Source organism: Kluyvera sp. CRP, assembly GCF_019930565.1.
Lineage (GTDB): Bacteria > Pseudomonadota > Gammaproteobacteria > Enterobacterales > Enterobacteriaceae > Kluyvera > Kluyvera georgiana_A.
The window spans coordinates 2,814,975-2,830,836 of sequence record NZ_CP082841.1 but is presented as its reverse complement, the minus strand read 5'-3'; the positions used below and the strand labels follow the sequence as shown (position 1 = coordinate 2,830,836).

Annotated in this window: 16 protein-coding genes; 13 read left to right on the top strand and 3 right to left on the bottom strand. The window is 52.5% G+C overall.

The annotated features are described in order from the left end of the window. The first annotated feature begins 85 nt into the window (after positions 1–85). From K7B04_RS13305 to K7B04_RS13280, 6 genes are all read left to right on the top strand, one after another. Positions 86–892 (top strand): GGDEF domain-containing protein, encoded by an 807-nt coding sequence (locus K7B04_RS13305; protein ID WP_223802228.1) that lies wholly within the window; start codon positions 86–88, stop codon positions 890–892. Positions 893–977: 85 nt separating this feature from the next. Then, a complete protein-coding gene (locus K7B04_RS13300; RefSeq protein ID WP_167576307.1) occupies positions 978–1,415 on the top strand; it encodes a FecR family protein in 438 nt (145 codons plus the stop codon). A 12-nt stretch (positions 1,416–1,427) separates the two neighbouring features. Continuing rightward, positions 1,428–2,009 (top strand): OmpA family protein, encoded by a 582-nt coding sequence (locus tag K7B04_RS13295; protein ID WP_167576308.1) that lies wholly within the window; start codon positions 1,428–1,430, stop codon positions 2,007–2,009. 1 nt (position 2,010) lies between these two features. Next, positions 2,011–3,966 carry a CHASE2 domain-containing protein gene (locus K7B04_RS13290; protein ID WP_223802227.1) on the top strand — a complete coding sequence of 652 codons (1,956 nt, stop codon included), beginning with the start codon at positions 2,011–2,013 and terminating at the stop codon, positions 3,964–3,966. A gap of 41 nt (positions 3,967–4,007) precedes the next feature. Then, positions 4,008–4,385 (top strand): hypothetical protein, encoded by a 378-nt coding sequence (locus K7B04_RS13285; protein WP_167576310.1) that lies wholly within the window; start codon positions 4,008–4,010, stop codon positions 4,383–4,385. A gap of 240 nt (positions 4,386–4,625) precedes the next feature. After that, positions 4,626–6,242 carry an FAD-NAD(P)-binding protein gene (locus K7B04_RS13280; RefSeq protein WP_223802226.1) on the top strand — a complete coding sequence of 539 codons (1,617 nt, stop codon included), beginning with the start codon at positions 4,626–4,628 and terminating at the stop codon, positions 6,240–6,242. Positions 6,243–6,300: 58 nt separating this feature from the next. Here the strand turns inward: K7B04_RS13280 and K7B04_RS13275 are convergent, their stop codons facing one another. Next, positions 6,301–6,735, bottom strand: a complete 435-nt coding sequence (locus K7B04_RS13275; RefSeq protein WP_163446959.1) for a DoxX family protein — start codon at positions 6,733–6,735, stop codon at positions 6,301–6,303. Between the two features lie 152 nt (positions 6,736–6,887). On the opposite strand from K7B04_RS13275, the gene poxB reads away from it, so the two are divergent. From poxB to K7B04_RS13255, 4 genes are all read left to right on the top strand, one after another. Next, positions 6,888–8,606 (top strand): ubiquinone-dependent pyruvate dehydrogenase, encoded by a 1,719-nt coding sequence (gene poxB / locus K7B04_RS13270; protein WP_223802225.1) that lies wholly within the window; start codon positions 6,888–6,890, stop codon positions 8,604–8,606. Positions 8,607–8,644: 38 nt separating this feature from the next. Continuing rightward, a complete protein-coding gene (gene ltaE, locus K7B04_RS13265) occupies positions 8,645–9,646 on the top strand; it encodes a low-specificity L-threonine aldolase (RefSeq protein ID WP_223802224.1) in 1,002 nt (333 codons plus the stop codon). Between the two features lie 10 nt (positions 9,647–9,656). After that, positions 9,657–11,099, top strand: a complete 1,443-nt coding sequence (locus K7B04_RS13260) for a DUF2867 domain-containing protein (RefSeq protein WP_223802223.1) — start codon at positions 9,657–9,659, stop codon at positions 11,097–11,099. A gap of 87 nt (positions 11,100–11,186) precedes the next feature. Then, positions 11,187–12,200, top strand: a complete 1,014-nt coding sequence (locus K7B04_RS13255; RefSeq protein ID WP_065355729.1) for an NAD(P)-dependent oxidoreductase — start codon at positions 11,187–11,189, stop codon at positions 12,198–12,200. A 3-nt stretch (positions 12,201–12,203) separates the two neighbouring features. On the opposite strand, the gene K7B04_RS13250 is transcribed toward K7B04_RS13255, so the two are convergent. Further along, positions 12,204–13,043 (bottom strand): N-acetylmuramoyl-L-alanine amidase, encoded by an 840-nt coding sequence (locus tag K7B04_RS13250; protein ID WP_163446968.1) that lies wholly within the window; start codon positions 13,041–13,043, stop codon positions 12,204–12,206. After that, positions 13,040–13,363 carry a heavy metal-binding domain-containing protein gene (locus K7B04_RS13245; protein WP_064548683.1) on the bottom strand — a complete coding sequence of 108 codons (324 nt, stop codon included), beginning with the start codon at positions 13,361–13,363 and terminating at the stop codon, positions 13,040–13,042. Before K7B04_RS13245 ends, K7B04_RS13250 begins: the two co-directional genes overlap by 4 nt. Before the next feature lie 192 nt (positions 13,364–13,555). Between K7B04_RS13245 and K7B04_RS13240 the strand changes: the two genes are divergently transcribed. The 3 genes from K7B04_RS13240 (at position 13,556) to artI (ending at position 15,860) form a co-directional block, all read left to right on the top strand. Next, a complete protein-coding gene (locus K7B04_RS13240) occupies positions 13,556–14,071 on the top strand; it encodes a lipoprotein (RefSeq protein WP_064548681.1) in 516 nt (171 codons plus the stop codon). A gap of 311 nt (positions 14,072–14,382) precedes the next feature. Then, complete coding sequence (gene artP / locus K7B04_RS13235; RefSeq protein ID WP_064548678.1) at positions 14,383–15,111, top strand: arginine ABC transporter ATP-binding protein ArtP; 729 nt, start codon at positions 14,383–14,385, stop codon at positions 15,109–15,111. A 17-nt stretch (positions 15,112–15,128) separates the two neighbouring features. Continuing rightward, on the top strand, positions 15,129–15,860 hold the full coding sequence (artI, locus tag K7B04_RS13230; RefSeq protein WP_064548676.1) for an arginine ABC transporter substrate-binding protein ArtI: 732 nt from the start codon (positions 15,129–15,131) through the stop codon (positions 15,858–15,860). Positions 15,861–15,862: the final 2 nt, after the last annotated feature.

Below are 15,862 nucleotides of genomic sequence, written 5' to 3'. Positions count from 1 at the left end.
CTCACTGTTATGTGTTTTTCAGTTAAATAACAGGGAAAACATTAGAGTAAGCAATGTTTTAAAAACCGTCTCGTTTCGGCATTTGATGTTACAAAAAACGCTCTCAGATCAACTTCAGGCAATGTGCCCTGAGGCGGACATTAACCGTAAAGATCTTCATCGTGAGATACAGAAAGAAAAACCAATTGAGTGGAAAAACACAACGACACAACCGATGTCAGAAGTACAATCCGGAGAAAACAATAATCATTGCCAAAAAATAAAAAAGATAAACATTAAACTTAATGAGGTGAGTGAAAAGGAACAACAGGAAGTAAAGTCAGTAATACATAACCTGTCTATACTGAGTTACCTCAATCCTATATTACTACTCATTATACCTCTGTCTTTTGCTATTTGGCGCACGGGAGGTTATATACGTTTAGTTCGCGAACGTAAAAACCTTTATATCGATTCTCTCACCGGAGCTTATAACCGACATTATCTTTATGAAGAGACAAAAAACAACAAACCAAGCCATCTCATCATGCTTGACCTGGATAATTTCAAGCAAATTAATGATAACTATGGCCATCTAATTGGCGATCGAATTTTGGTGGCCTTTAGTAGACTTTTGCGACATTCGTTACGTAGTACAGATCGTATCGTTCGTTTCGGTGGAGATGAATTCATCATTATGCTCTACGACTTCAAACCTGAAGATGCAGAACAATTGATTAAGCGATTACGATTTATGTCGCGTCAATATATAAAGGTTGATGAGCACAATATAATATTGCTACCAGAATTCTCTGTCGGGTTAGCTGAGTATTCAGGGACGCTTGAAGAAACGATTAGCAGAGCCGATGCTTTTGTTTATCAGGAAAAATCTGTTCATCAACATAATACATAATTTGGTTTAGTGCGCTTCTCTTTGCCTTATGTACTTGCTATTCACGAACTGAAACTATTGGTTTATTTTCATGATTGGAGAAAACATGCAAACAATTTCAAAGAGAATAATTGTAGCAGTACTTCTTTTCGTCTCCGCTGATGCTATGGCGGCCGAAAAGGTAGCTGTGATCAAAGAAACGGCACACGCCTGCAAAATGTTGCGTTCATCATGCCAGATCATCTCTTCCGGGGATGAAATACATGAAGGAGATGTGATTCAAACAGGAAAAGATGGCTATGCCGGATTAAGTTTTAACGATGGTACAACTGTCGCGTTAGATTCCGATAGCAAATTCCAGATCAATAAATATGACTACACGCCGTTAAAGCATAGCTACTCTTTTGACGTTTTATTAAGTCGCGGAGCCGCATTATATTCATCGGGAAGATTAGGAAAACTAGATCCTGCAGCCGTGAAATTTAAAACGCCAACAACAGTTATTGCTGTTCGGGGCACACGATTTCTTGTTTCGACCGATTGAGGCCTATTCCGCGTGAGAAAGAAAATTATATTATCTGCATTGTTATTATTGGCCGGTTGTACGAGCACCAAAGTAACGTTGCTTCCCGATGCCACCGGGCATGTCGGGCGTGTCATTGTAAAAAATAATGATAATCAACCCGTCACATTAGACAATTCGGGGCAAACCCTTGTCGATGGCCTTTTGGGAGAACATGAAGGCCAGTTATCTCCTGCTGATGCCCGCCAGCAGCGTCCTGCACTGTTTAAAGCAGAACCGGCGCCACTTGCCAGTGAAACGGTCTGGTTTCCTAATGATTCAGTTGAACCATTATCGACGACAAGCAACCTCATTCGACGCGTCAGAAAAGATTGCCTGCAGCGTAAACCTTGCCAGATAACCATCATCGGCCATACCGATGGCATTGGTAATAACCAATATAATATGCAGCTTTCCCTGCGCCGGGCACAAGTTATCCATGACATGTTATTACATGGGGGATTCCCTCAATCCGCTATGGATATTCGCTATCATGGCCCCTTTGATCCGCTGATTAAAACGCCATCAGGCCGCTCACAGCCTAAAAACAGGCGAGTAGAAATCATGGTGCACTAATATGCCTCTCACAAGTACGAAAAAAAAACGCCGGACCCATGGCGCCATTGGCCTCACCTTTATGGTTATCTGGCTCATTTTTATCGCCACATCCAATAATATCTTTATCTCACTTGAGGATCATCTACAGGAGATATTTAATATTCTTACTCCATACAAGCCGAAAGCCCCCGCCGTGGCGATTGTGGATATTGATGATTTAAGCTTACAGAAAGTTGGCCAATGGCCCTGGCCGCGTTATGTTCTTGGCAATTTGATCAAAGCCACCAGGCAGGAAAAGAGCCAGGTTATTGGCATGGACATTCTTCTTTTAGAACCCGATAGAACGTCACTGAATTATATTCAGCAACGTTATAAAATGGAGTTTGATATGGATATGTTTGTTGTCGGCGTGCCCGAGGGTATGCGCGACAACGATCATTATCTGGCGAGTGTTTTGCGGGATGAAGCCCCTATCGTTGGGGCGACACAACTTATTCTGAGTCGTGCTCGTGATACTCACACTCTTAAACACATTTTTAACACCAGCTTGAACTTACCCTATGCTGAAATGATATTAAAAAATACACCCGAAATCAGATCATCGCTTACACGCGCTGGTTTTGTTAACTTTATCAATGAAGGTGATGGTGTCCTACGTAATATTCCAATGATAATTAACAGCGACGAAGGTAATATCCCATCATTTACTCTGGCCATGTTAATGGAAAAAGAGGGAGTCGACCACTTTTCAATTGAGAAAACCGTCTGGGGACGGGAAATTAATGTCGGTCAATATCATATCCCGGTAGACAATGAAGGTAAGGCCTGGATAAACACAAAGCCAGGTGAAAGTCAGTTCGTTAGCATATCATCCTCAATGATACTCTCCGGACAATCAGATAAAATATCAGCGCCACTCGTTTTGATTGGCTCCTCTTCTGCAGCGCTCCATGACAAAGTCATCATGCCCGCTCACCATGCGATTGCTGGTGTTGGCGCGCATGCGACGATGCTGAACAATATCATGAACAATAACGTCGTGATACATCCATCATGGCTTAAAATATGGGATGTCATCACCTGCATTAGCTTATTGTCAGTAATTAATATACTCTATTTTTTATCGAGCAATTTTACTCGTCGCATTATTATTATTACATCTTTAGTTATCCTGTTAAATGCCGCCATGTTTTGCGCATTTTATTTCTATAACGTTTGGTTACCGGTTATCTATGCAGTTATAGGGGCATTCATTCTGATCATACTACATGAACTTGTAGAATATTTGATATTACGAAAAAATATGAATATATGGAAAGAAGACCTCGAGAATTCAAATCATGCTCTGCTGCATGCGATGGCCGCCGTATGTGATTCCAGAGATCCGGAGACAGGAGGACATACCAGCCGCACCCAGTTCTACGTGAAACGCCTTGCTGAAGTTCTGGAAAAGTATCATCCAGAAGCACAGCATCCTTTTTTTATCGATTCATTATTCCATGCGGCACCTCTGCATGACGTCGGCAAAGTGGCCATTCCTGACTCAATTTTACTGAAACCCGGTGCCCTTACCGACGAAGAGTTTGACGTGATTAAAACGCACACCACCATCGGTCGGCGGCTGCTAGCCGATGCCGCAGATAAACTGCGAGCACCCAGTGAGTTTCTCCACTGCGCCATTGATATGGCGGGCAGCCATCATGAACGCTGGGACGGCAAAGGCTATCCCGACCGCCTGTCAGGCACCGATATCCCCTTTTGCGCCCGTGTGATGGCCGTTGCGGACGTTTATGACGCATTAACCAGTAAGCGTGTGTATAAAAAAAGCATGTCCCATAGTAAAGCCCTCGACATCATTATTAGTGGGGCAGGAACACAGTTTGATCCCTCGGTGGTAAACGCATTTCTCGAATGTGAACAAGACATTAAGGAAATTTGTTCCCAATTTAATACCGCTCAGGGACATTCACGCTAAGCCTTAACTCCGTAACCTCGCTTTAAGGATTAATTTTCATTATGTTTAATGAAACACTAAGCATTATTAAAAACACAGTAATTATTGTTTTATTCATTCACTCTCAGGCGGTCTATGCTATTAACAACCCATTAAAACATTTAACGCTCAACTGCCAAAAGAGAGGGTACATTGAGGTCATTTTTCATCTATACGGTCATGTTCAGGAAAAATGGGGAGATAATTTTGAAGTGGGCACCAGGCAAAATAATACAGAGGGCTATGAGATAGCCTCGTTTACCAATGGTGATATTCTGTTCCATAACTTGCGCAGTAATACATTTATCTACCATTATTTTGATAATAGCTCGATATTATATTCTTGCGAAACGATTTATCAATCCGCTACGCACCCCGTCAATCTTATAAATATCGATTAAAACAGTTACCGACAGGCTGGCTGGGTTCAACATCAGCGGGCTGTCAATCGCCTATGATCCGGTCTTTTCCAGCGAAACGATGAGTCTCATCTAAACTTATCACTGGGCACACCGTTCAACTGACAGGTGTGTAAACAGCGTGGAATGAATATCGCCAAAATCAATTTATTGACCACAATAACTTTTGCAAGGCTACTCAAGCTCCCCGTCCCGTCTGCGAACGATTAACAAGGATCTGTCATGAAAAAAGTGGCCATCGTCGGCGTCGGCCCTACCGGTATATATACTTTCCACGCCCTGGTTGAGCGGGGAGAGCCGCTGTCCGTCTTGCTCTACGAGCAGGCTGAGCACGCAGGCGTTGGTATGCCGTATAGCGGCGAAAATAACACGGAATCAATGCTGGCAAACATCGCCAGCATTGAGATCCCGCCCATTTACATCACCTATCTGACATGGTTACAAAACCAAAGTGATGAATACCTGGCGCAATTTAATATCGAACGTATGACGCTGCATGAGCGCCAGTTTTTACCACGCGTGATCCTTGGCGACTATTATCGCGATCGCCTTTTTGCCATCGCCGACAAAGCGCAATCTTCAGGCTTCGACATTACCCTTAACGAATCAAGTCAGGTCACCGACCTGAGGGCAAATCCGCACGGGGTTTCTCTGTGGATCAACCACGCGGAACGTCCGGTCGACGTTGATTTTGCCGTCATAGCCACGGGCCATCAGTGGCCTGAGGATGATGACTCTCCTCGCGATTTTTTCCCCAGCCCGTGGTCCGGCCTGATGGAAGCCAAAATTGACGCCTGCCGCGTGGGGATTCTGGGCACCTCATTAAGCGCGATTGATGCTGCGGTAGCTGTCGTCAGCCAGCATGGTTTCTTCACCACCGATAGGGACAATGTGCCGCAGTTTATACGTAACCCCGGCAGCCAAAACCTGAAAATCACCCTAATGTCGCGCACCGGGGTACTACCGGAAGCCGATTTTTACTGCCCTCTTCCCTATGAACCCCTCAATATTGCCACCGAAGAGGCGATTGAGCATGTCATAGCATCGGGCGCTGATGGGCTATTAGATCGCATCTTTCAGCTCATTGTGAAGCAGTTACAGGACTCCGCACCAAACTGGAGTCAGCAGATTGGCCTGGAAAATCTCACCGCCGATACCTTTTCCACCGCCTACTTTGCCGACAGAATACGCCATGACCCTTTTGACTGGGCAAAGCTCAATCTTCTGGAAGTCGAACGTAACAAGCAACAGCAGCACACCGTGGCGTGGCGCTACACCCTGCTACGTCTGCATGAGATCATCGAAGAGCTTGTGCTTCATCTGGACGAGCGTGACAGGGAACGCTTCAAGCGCGGGCTGGCGCGCGTGTTTATCGATAACTATGCAGCAATTCCGTCTGAGTCGATTCGTCGTCTGCTGGCCCTGCACGACGCCAGGCTAATCGCAATACTGGCGCTGGGCGCGGATTATGAACGACAGAACGAAGGCGACACGACGGTTATTTACCACAATAATCAACGCAGCGAATTTGATGTCTTCATCGATGCAAGAGGACAAAAACCGTTAAAGAGCAAAGATATTCCCTTCCCGACACTACGCACTCAACTGCTGGCCTGCGGTGATGATATTCCGGATATCGGTGACGATTACACACTGCTGGCGCCGGATAACGCCCGTGGGCGGATAGCTTTTGGCGGCCTGCCGTGGTTAATGCACGATCGTCCTTTTATTCAGGGACTGGTGGCCAGCGCCGAGATTGGCGCAGCGATGAGCAACGCGTTAATTCAACACGCGGTGAAACGAAGAAAAAAACGGTTGTTTAGCGACGAAAGAGACTAACGCTCTTTTTAGAGAGAGGCGAGTGAGCTCGCCTCTGCGTTATGTCGTCAGAGAGTCACTACTGCCAGGCTGATTTGCTGCCCAGCGCAAATTTCCCCGCGCCCAGAAAAGCAATCGCCAGCCCCGCGACAAAGAAATAGACCAGGCTCTCAATCGCCCATGCCCCGGTTTTATCCAGCGCGGCGGTTTTATCGAGCCCCACCATCAACCAGGCAACGACCATGGTAAAGGCCAACACTAATGCCGCCGGGCGCGTCAACACGCCAAGAATGAGCAGGATGGGGGCGACCACTTCGCCTACCAACACGCCATAGGCGATAAAGCCCGGCAGACCTTTCGCCACCAGCATGGCGCTAATACCGTCAACACCGTCAAACAGCTTATGCAGCCCATGAAACAGCATCAGCCCCCCCACCACCAGGCGCAGCAACAGCTTGCCAAAATCATCACACGATAGTGTGCGGTTTAGCGAATTTAATATGGTTGTCATCATTTATATTTTTCCTGTTTTATCCCTGTTGAGCACTACGTTACTGCTTCTCATTTACAAAATATACCCGCTGAAAATAAGGGTATTTTCCCAGCGAAACGACAGGATTCATCTAAACTTGTAACCGGTATCACACTTCAGGAGATGGAAAACCAATGAAACAAACCGTAGCCAACTATATTGCCAAAACGCTCGAACAGGCTGGCGTGAAAAGAATCTGGGGCGTCACGGGCGATTCGCTCAACGGCCTGAGCGATAGCCTTAACCGCATGGGCACCATTGCCTGGATGCCGACGCGACACGAAGAGGTTGCCGCCTTCGCGGCAGGCGCCGAAGCACAGCTGACCGGTGAGCTCGCGGTGTGCGCCGGGTCGTGTGGGCCGGGAAACCTGCACCTCATCAACGGCCTTTTTGACTGTCACCGTAATCACGTGCCCGTCCTCGCCATTGCGGCACATATTCCGTCGAGTGAAATCGGTAGCGGCTACTTTCAGGAGACGCATCCGCAGGAGCTGTTCCGTGAATGCAGCCACTACTGTGAGCTGGTCTCCACCCCCGAGCAGATCCCGCAAGTGCTGGCCATTGCAATGCGTAAAGCGGTGCTTAACCGCGGCGTATCGGTGGTGGTATTGCCGGGCGACGTGGCGCTGAAGGCCGCGCCGGAAAGCGCCAGCAGCCACTGGTATCCGGCCCCGCACCCAATAGTGACGCCGCCGCAAAGCGAACTGGAAAAGCTGGCCGACACGCTGAAATCCTCACGCAACATCACCCTGCTGTGCGGCAGCGGCTGCGCCGGGGCGCATGACGAACTGACCGCGTTTGCTGAAAAGCTTAAATCCCCCATCGTCCACGCACTGCGCGGTAAAGAGCACGTCGAGTACGACAACCCGTACGATGTCGGCATGACCGGGCTCATTGGCTTCTCCTCCGGTTTTCACGCCATGATGAACGCCGATACGCTGATTCTGCTGGGCACCCAGTTCCCGTATCGCCCGTTCTACCCCAGCGAAAGCACCATCATTCAGATAGATATCAACCCCGCCAGTATTGGCGCGCACAGTAAAGTTGATATGGCGGTGGTTGGTGATGTCAAAGCCACCTTGTCCGCGCTGCTGCCGCTACTGGAAGAGAAAAGCGATCGCCGTTTTCTCGACAAAGCGCTGGAACACTATCGCGACGCGCGTAAGGGGCTGGACGATCTGGCCAAACCCAGCGACAAAGTCATTCACCCACAGTATCTGGCGCAGCAGATTAGCCGCTTTGCTGACGACGACGCCATCTTCACCTGCGACGTCGGCACGCCAACGGTGTGGGCCGCCCGCTACCTACAGATGAACGGTAAGCGCCGCCTGCTCGGTTCCTTCAACCACGGCTCAATGGCCAACGCCATGCCGCAGGCGCTGGGCGCGCAGGCGACAGAACCGGGACGTCAGGTTGTCGCGATGTGCGGCGATGGCGGCTTTAGCATGCTGATGGGCGATTTCCTGTCGGTGGTGCAGATGAAGCTGCCGGTCAAAATCGTGGTCTTTAATAACAGCGTACTGGGCTTTGTGGCGATGGAGATGAAAGCCGGAGGTTACCTGACCGATGGCACCGAACTGCACGACACCAACTTCGCGCGTATTGCCGAGGCCTGCGGGATCACCGGCATTCGCGTCGAGAAAGCCGCCGACGTCGATGACGCCTTACAACGCGCCTTCAGTATCGACGGCCCAGTACTGGTCGACGTGGTCGTGGCCAAAGAGGAGCTGGCGATTCCGCCACAGGTTAAACTCGAACAGGCCAAAGGTTTCAGCCTGTATATGCTGCGCGCCATCATCAGCGGTCGTGGCGATGAAGTGATCGAACTGGCGAAAACCAACTGGCTCAGGTAAAAATGGTGGCATTCTTCCGAGTTTAAAAAGGAAATGCCGTGATTGATTTACGCAGTGATACCGTAACCCGCCCGACGCGCGCCATGCTCGAAACGATGATGGCCGCGCCGGTCGGTGATGACGTCTATGGTGACGATCCTACCGTTAACGCCCTTCAGCAGTACGCTGCCGAACTGGCGGGCAAAGAGGCAGCCCTGTTCCTGCCTACCGGCACCCAGGCCAACCTGGTGGCGCTGCTGAGCCACTGCGAACGCGGCGAGGAGTACATCGTCGGCCAGGGGGCACATAATTATCTGTATGAAGCGGGCGGCGCGGCGGTGCTGGGCAGCATTCAGCCGCAGCCGATTGACGCTGCCAGCGACGGTACGCTGCCGCTGGATAAAGTGGCGGCAAAAATTAAAGCCGACGATATCCACTTCGCGCGCACCAAACTTCTGAGCATTGAAAATACCCACAACGGCAAGGTACTGCCGCGCGAGTATCTTAAATCGGCTTGGGAATTTACCCGCGAACGCGGCCTGGCGCTGCATGTCGACGGGGCGCGTATCTTCAACGCGCTGGTTAGCTACGGCTGTGAGCTAAAAGATATCGCCCAATACTGCGACTCGTTCACCATCTGCCTGTCCAAAGGGCTGGGCACGCCGGTCGGCTCGCTGCTGGTCGGGAATCATGACTACATCAAACGCGCCAACCGCTGGCGGAAGATGACCGGCGGCGGTATGCGCCAGGCCGGTATTCTGGCGGCGGCCGGGCTATATGCGCTGCAAAACAACGTCGCGCGTCTGCAGGACGATCACGACAATGCCGCCTGGCTTGCCGCTGCGTTGCGTGAGATTGGCGCCGACGTCATGCGTCACGATACCAATATGTTATTCGTGCGCGTGGGCGAAGAAAACGCTGCCGCACTGGGGGAGTTTATGCAGGCGCGCGGCGTGCTGATCAACGCCTCACCCATCGTGCGGCTGGTCACGCATCTGGACGTCAATCGTGAGCAACTTACGGAAGTGGTTGCCCACTGGAAAGCCTTTTTAGCGCGATAAGGAGTTCGGCGTGTCACAGACTATTTTGGTTTTTGGGGCCAGTGGCTATATTGGCCAGCATCTGGTCACTGAATTAAGCCTGCGCGGCTATACCGTCCGGGCGGTGGCACGTCGTATTGAACGACTCCAGAAGCTACAGCTTGCCGGGGTGACTTGCTATTCCGTTGACCTGGAAAAAAACGGCGATATTGCCCGGCTGTTGAACGGCGTGGATACCGTTTATTACCTCGTTCACGGCATGGGTGAAAGCCAGGATTTTATCCGCCATGAACGTCGGGTGGCGGAAAACGTCCGCGACGCGCTGCGGATTACCCCCGTTAAGCAGGTGATTTTCCTCAGCTCGCTACAAGCGCCAGAGCACCAGCAGTCGCCGCACCTGCGCGCCCGGCAGCTTACCGGCAATATCCTGCGCGACGCAGGCGTGCCGGTCAGCGAGCTGCGCGCCGGGATTATCGTTGGCGCGGGCTCCGCCGCCTTCGAAGTGATGCGCGATATGGTCTACAACTTGCCGGTGCTGACGCCGCCGCGCTGGGTCCGTTCGCGCACCACGCCGATTGCGCTGGAGAATCTGCTGGTTTACCTGGTCGAACTGCTTAACCACCCGTCCGCAGAACACCGCGTGTTTGAGGCCGCCGGGCCGGAAGAGCTGACCTATCAGCAGCAGTTCGAACATTTTATGGCCGTCAGCGGTCGTCATCGGCCGCTCATTCCCATCCCCTTCCCCACAAGCTGGATCTCGGTCTGGTTTCTGAACGTGATCACCTCCGTACCGCCGACGATCGCCAAAGCTCTGATCCAGGGATTAAAACACGATCTGCTGGCCGACGATCGCGCGCTGCGCACGCTGATCCCGCAAACCTTAATCCCCTTCGATGAAGCGGTACGCCGCACGCTGGAGGAAGAGAAAAAACTGGCCAACTCCAGCGACTGGGGCTACGACGCGCAGGCCTTCGCCCGCTGGCGTCCGGAGTACGGCTTCTTTGCCAAGCAGGCAGGCTTCACCGTCAGCACTCAGGCAAGCCTGTCGGCGCTGTGGGAAGTGGTTAACCGTCTTGGCGGCAAAGAGGGCTATTTCTTTGGCAACGCGCTGTGGAAAACCCGCGCGGCGATGGATCTGCTGGTCGGGCACCGGCTCGCCAAAGGCCGCCCCGCGCACCCACTGCTCCAGCCCGGCGACATGGTCGACAGCTGGAAGGTGATTATCGTCGAACCGGAAAAAGCGCTGACGCTGCTGTTTGGCATGAAAGCGCCGGGGCTCGGGCGTCTTAGCTTTACGCTGGTCGACAAAGGCTCTCATCGCGAACTTGACGTGCGCGCCTGGTGGCATCCGCACGGTATGCCAGGATTAATCTACTGGCTGCTGATGATTCCAGCACATCTGTTCATCTTTCGCGGAATGGCGCGTCGCATTGCCCGTCTGGCAGAAGAAGTCACAGGAAAAAGTGCGCAATAACCCTTTTTCGTCTTAGTTTCCCATTGCATACAAGTGAAATAAACGGAAGAATGCGCACGAAACTCTTTTTTAACACTGTGGATGATTATGAAGGTACTGGTCACCGGCGCCACGAGCGGATTAGGCAGAAACGCAGTTGAGTATCTGCGCCGCAAGGGCATTAGCGTCAGAGCGAGCGGTCGCAATGAAGCGATGGGCAAACTGCTGGAAAAAATGGGCGCCGAATTCGTCCATGCCGACCTGACCGAACTGGTCTCCTCTCAGGCCAAAGTGATGCTGGCGGGCGTTGACACGCTGTGGCACTGCTCCAGCTTTACTTCACCGTGGGGCACCCAGGCCGCCTTCGACCTCGCCAACGTCCGTGCCACCCGCCGCCTCGGCGAATGGGCCGTCGCCTGGGGGGTGCGCAACTTTATCCATATTTCTTCGCCGTCACTCTACTTTGACTATCACCACCATCGGGATATCAAAGAAGATTTCCGCCCGCACCGTTTTGCCAACGAGTTCGCCCGCAGTAAAGCCGCCAGCGAAGAAGTGATCCAGCTGCTGGCGCAGGCCAACCCGAACACGCGCTTTACTATTCTGCGCCCACAGAGTGTGTTTGGCCCGCACGATAAGGTGTTTATCCCGCGCCTCGCGCAGATGATGCACCATTACGGCAGCGTGCTGCTGCCGCGCGGCGGCCACGCGATGGTTGACATGACCTACTACGAAAACGCCGCCCACGCTATGTGGCTCGCCAGCCAACCGCGCTGTGACGGTCTGCCTTCCGGCCGCGCTTACAACATCACCAACGGCGAGCCGCGCACGCTGCGAAGCATCGTTGAGCGGCTAATCGACGAGCTGGACATTGCTTGCCGCATTCGTTCCGTGCCTTATCCGATGCTGGATATGATTGCGCGCAGCATGGAACGCTTTGGCGATAAAAAAGCCAAAGAGCCGTCGCTGACCCACTACGGCGTGTCGAAGCTGAACTTCGACTTTACGCTGGATATCAGCCGCGCCCGCGAAGAGCTGGGCTACGAGCCGATTGTGTCGCTGGACGACGGCATCGTGCGTACCGCCGCCTGGCTGGAAGATCACGGCAAGCTGCATCGCTAGGGCTTAGCCCTGGCCATATTTCTCCAGCAACGCCTCGGCAATCGCCAGACTCTCCATATCCGCGACGCCGTCATAGCGCGCCGGGCGGAAGTGCATCTGGAAGGCCGCAATCACCCGCATCTGCTGGAGCCGCGTCATATTCGGTTTGACCTCATAGCCATAGCGCGCCAGCAGGTCCAGCAGGGTATACGAGGCAATCGGCGCATTCGGCGATCGACCGTTCAGATAGAAGGCCACGCGGCTGGCATCCGGCCACGCGCCGATACCCTGCTGCGCCAGCGATTGCCATGGGAATAACGGACCGGGATCGTCCTTACGCTGCGGCGCGATATCCGAATGCGCGACCACGTTTTGCGGTTCGATGTTGTAGCGTTTGATAATGTCCTTCGCCAACGGCACCAGCGCCTGGATTTGCGCCGGTTCAAACGGCGTGAAGAACTTCGTCCCCTCCGACTTCTGCCAGCCACGGTTTTCCAGCTCAATACCGATAGAGGTATCGTTAATACGGGTTGCCCCGCGCCAGAAACTCGCGCCTGCATGCCAGGCCAGCTCGGACTCCGGCACCAGCTGCCAGATTCGCGGCTTGCCGCGTACCAGCGGCGGCACGGCGGGAATGAGATAATGGACGCTGACATCCTTGCCGGTCAGCGCCGTGAGCGAGACGTCAAAATCGTCCGCCGTGTAGTGGATGACCAGCATTTTAATGCGCGGATATGCCGCCGGGGCCGAACGGCTGGTATCGAGTACATAGTCAGGTTTCTCGATAACCGCTTTTTTCTCTTCTTTACTCGCACACCCCGCCAGCAGCACCGCCAGCATCACGATCGTCAGAAAACGTTTCATCTGCGCGTTTTGACCGCCGTACCGCTCACGCTGACCATCAGCATACTGCTGTCTTTACCGACAGTTTCATAATCAATATCAATGCCCACAACCGCATCGGCACCCAGCGCCGCGGCCTGCTCGCCCAACTCTTTAAAAGCAATTTCGCGCGCTTTGCGCAGCTCTTTTTCGTATGCCCCCGAGCGACCGCCGACGATGTCGCGGATACCGGCGAAGAAATCGCGGAAAATGTTGGCGCCTAAAATCGCCTCTCCGGTGACCACGCCGCAGTATTCGACGATCGTTTGCCCTTCAAGGGTGGGGGTAGTTGAAAATTGCATGGACAGCTCCTTCTTTAACGTTCAATGCCTTAGCTCTAAGCGCTAAACGCATTATCAGACCGATACGCTATGCTTGAAAAGGGATTACTTCATTATCGTATACGTAAATCGCGCCCGCTGCATGGCGGCGGTTGATACGCCCGTCGACGGCGTAGAAGCGACTAATGTTGAGACAGCTAACAAGGAATCACTATGCGTTACACCAACCTTGCACTTATTCTTCCCGCCGCGCTGCTGCTGAGCGCCTGCACCACCGTAACACCAGCCTACAAAGATACCGGCACGCGCGTCGGGCAATGTGTAGAAGGCGGCCCGGATACCGTGGCACAAAAATTCTACGACGACCAGATCCAGCGCCGGACCAGCGATATTAACGCCCTGCGCCCTTACCTCAGCGACGGCCTGGCCAAACTGCTGAACGAGAGCAGCCAGGATGCCAGCAAACGTTCGCTGATGCAGTCCGGCCTGTTCTCCAGCAGCGCCACGGCGCCTGATTCGGCAAGCGTGGCTAGCGCCTCGACTATCCCGAATACCGATGCCCGCAATATCCCGCTGCGCGTCGATTTAAAACAGGGAACCCAGAGCTGGAAAGATGAAGTGCTGATGATTCGGGAAGGTCAGTGCTGGGCGGTGGACGATGTGCGCTACCTTGGCAACAACAGCCATGCGCCAGCCGGTACGTTGCGTCAATCTCTCGAGAAACGTTAATAAAGTGTAAACAAATCCTGCTAAATCGCTTATCCCGGCAAAATGTCTGGCATTCCTCCAGGAATGCCGACATTTATACCCCTCGCCCACCCCGACCGTTATTTTGTGCTAACTTTAAAAGAAAAGTTGGTTTATATTTAAGTTTTAACGCACAAATATTGCATAACTATTCTGTCAAAGGTACTATTTGCGGCCTCAATTGCTGATAATTCCTCTATGGCTGATGCCTTCAGCGGGGAAATAGAAGAGCGGCAGCAGAGTAAGCACCTGGCGTTTCCAGGGCGAGAACAACTCTTTCGTGACGGGTATCAATGAGCATTAAATTAGACGGCATTAACTGCTTTTATGGCGCGCATCAGGCGCTGTTCGACATCACGCTACAGTGCCCGGAGGGCGAAACGCTGGTACTGCTTGGCCCTAGCGGCGCGGGCAAAAGCTCACTGCTGCGCGTGCTGAATCTGCTGGAGATGCCGAAATCCGGTACCCTGGCGATTGCGGGTAACCATTTCGATTTTGCTAAAACCCCGTCAGACAAGGCGATTCGCGAACTGCGTCAAAACGTAGGGATGGTCTTCCAGCAGTACAACCTGTGGCCGCACCTGACGGTGGTACAGAACCTGATTGAAGCGCCGTGCCGCGTGCTCGGCTTAAGCAAAGACAGCGCGATGGCCCGCGCCGAAAAACTGCTTGAGCGTTTACGCCTCAAGCCGTTCAGCGACCGTTACCCCCTGCACCTCTCCGGCGGCCAGCAGCAGCGCGTGGCGATTGCCCGTGCGCTGATGATGGAGCCGCAGGTGCTGCTGTTTGATGAACCGACCGCGGCGCTCGACCCGGAAATTACCGCCCAGATCGTCAGCATCATTCATGAACTGGCGGAAACCAACATTACCCAGGTGATCGTCACCCACGAAGTGGAAGTGGCGCGTAAAACGGCCAGCCGCGTGGTGTACATGGAAAACGGTTATATCGTCGAACAAGGCGATGCAAGCTGCTTTAACAGCCCACAGACTGATGCATTTAGAAGTTATCTTTCTCACTGAGATTCAGGACAATGACGATGAAAAAAGTACTGATTGCCGCGCTGCTTGCTAGCGTTAGCCTCTCCGCTGGTGCTGCTCAAACCATCCGTTTCGCCACCGAAGCTTCTTATCCTCCGTTTGAGTCGATGGACGCTAACAACCAGATCGTCGGCTTCGACGTGGATCTGGCGAATGCGCTGTGTAAAGAGATCGACGCAACCTGTACCTTCAGCAACCAGTCTTTCGATAGCCTGATCCCAAGCCTGAAGTTCCGCCGCATCGACGCGGTCATGGCCGGTATGGATATCACGCCGGAACGTGAAAAGCAGGTGCTATTCACCACCCCGTATTACGACAATTCCGCGCTGTTCGTGGGCGTGAAAGGTAAATTTACCGGCGTCGACCAGCTGAAAGGCAAAAAAGTGGGCGTGCAGAACGGCACCACCCACCAGAAATTCATCATGGATAAACATCCGGAAATCACCACCGTGCCTTACGACAGCTACCAGAACGCAAAACTGGATCTGCAAAACGGTCGTATTGATGCCGTCTTCGGCGACACTGCGGTGGTCACCGAATGGCTGAAAGCGAACGATAAGCTGGCGGCCGTTGGCGACAAAGTCACCGATAAAGGCTACTTCGGTACCGGTCTGGGCATTGCCGTGCGTCAGGGCAACACCGAGCTGCAGCAGAAATTCAACGCTGCGCTGGAAAAAGTGAAGAAAGATGGCACTTACCAAACCATCTACGCGAAATGGTTCCAGAAGTAAGA

Coding starts and splice junctions, on each gene's coding strand:
- K7B04_RS13305 (WP_223802228.1), top strand. CDS start 86: ATGTTACAAAAAACGCTCTCAGATCAACTTCAGGCAATGTGCCCTGAG.
- K7B04_RS13300 (WP_167576307.1), top strand. CDS start 978: ATGCAAACAATTTCAAAGAGAATAATTGTAGCAGTACTTCTTTTCGTC.
- K7B04_RS13290 (WP_223802227.1), top strand. CDS start 2,011: ATGCCTCTCACAAGTACGAAAAAAAAACGCCGGACCCATGGCGCCATT.
- K7B04_RS13285 (WP_167576310.1), top strand. CDS start 4,008: ATGTTTAATGAAACACTAAGCATTATTAAAAACACAGTAATTATTGTT.
- K7B04_RS13280 (WP_223802226.1), top strand. CDS start 4,626: ATGAAAAAAGTGGCCATCGTCGGCGTCGGCCCTACCGGTATATATACT.
- K7B04_RS13275 (WP_163446959.1), bottom strand. CDS start 6,735: ATGATGACAACCATATTAAATTCGCTAAACCGCACACTATCGTGTGAT.
- poxB (WP_223802225.1), top strand. CDS start 6,888: ATGAAACAAACCGTAGCCAACTATATTGCCAAAACGCTCGAACAGGCT.
- K7B04_RS13255 (WP_065355729.1), top strand. CDS start 11,187: ATGAAGGTACTGGTCACCGGCGCCACGAGCGGATTAGGCAGAAACGCA.
- K7B04_RS13250 (WP_163446968.1), bottom strand. CDS start 13,043: ATGAAACGTTTTCTGACGATCGTGATGCTGGCGGTGCTGCTGGCGGGG.
- K7B04_RS13245 (WP_064548683.1), bottom strand. CDS start 13,363: ATGCAATTTTCAACTACCCCCACCCTTGAAGGGCAAACGATCGTCGAA.
- K7B04_RS13240 (WP_064548681.1), top strand. CDS start 13,556: ATGCGTTACACCAACCTTGCACTTATTCTTCCCGCCGCGCTGCTGCTG.
- artP (WP_064548678.1), top strand. CDS start 14,383: ATGAGCATTAAATTAGACGGCATTAACTGCTTTTATGGCGCGCATCAG.
- artI (WP_064548676.1), top strand. CDS start 15,129: ATGAAAAAAGTACTGATTGCCGCGCTGCTTGCTAGCGTTAGCCTCTCC.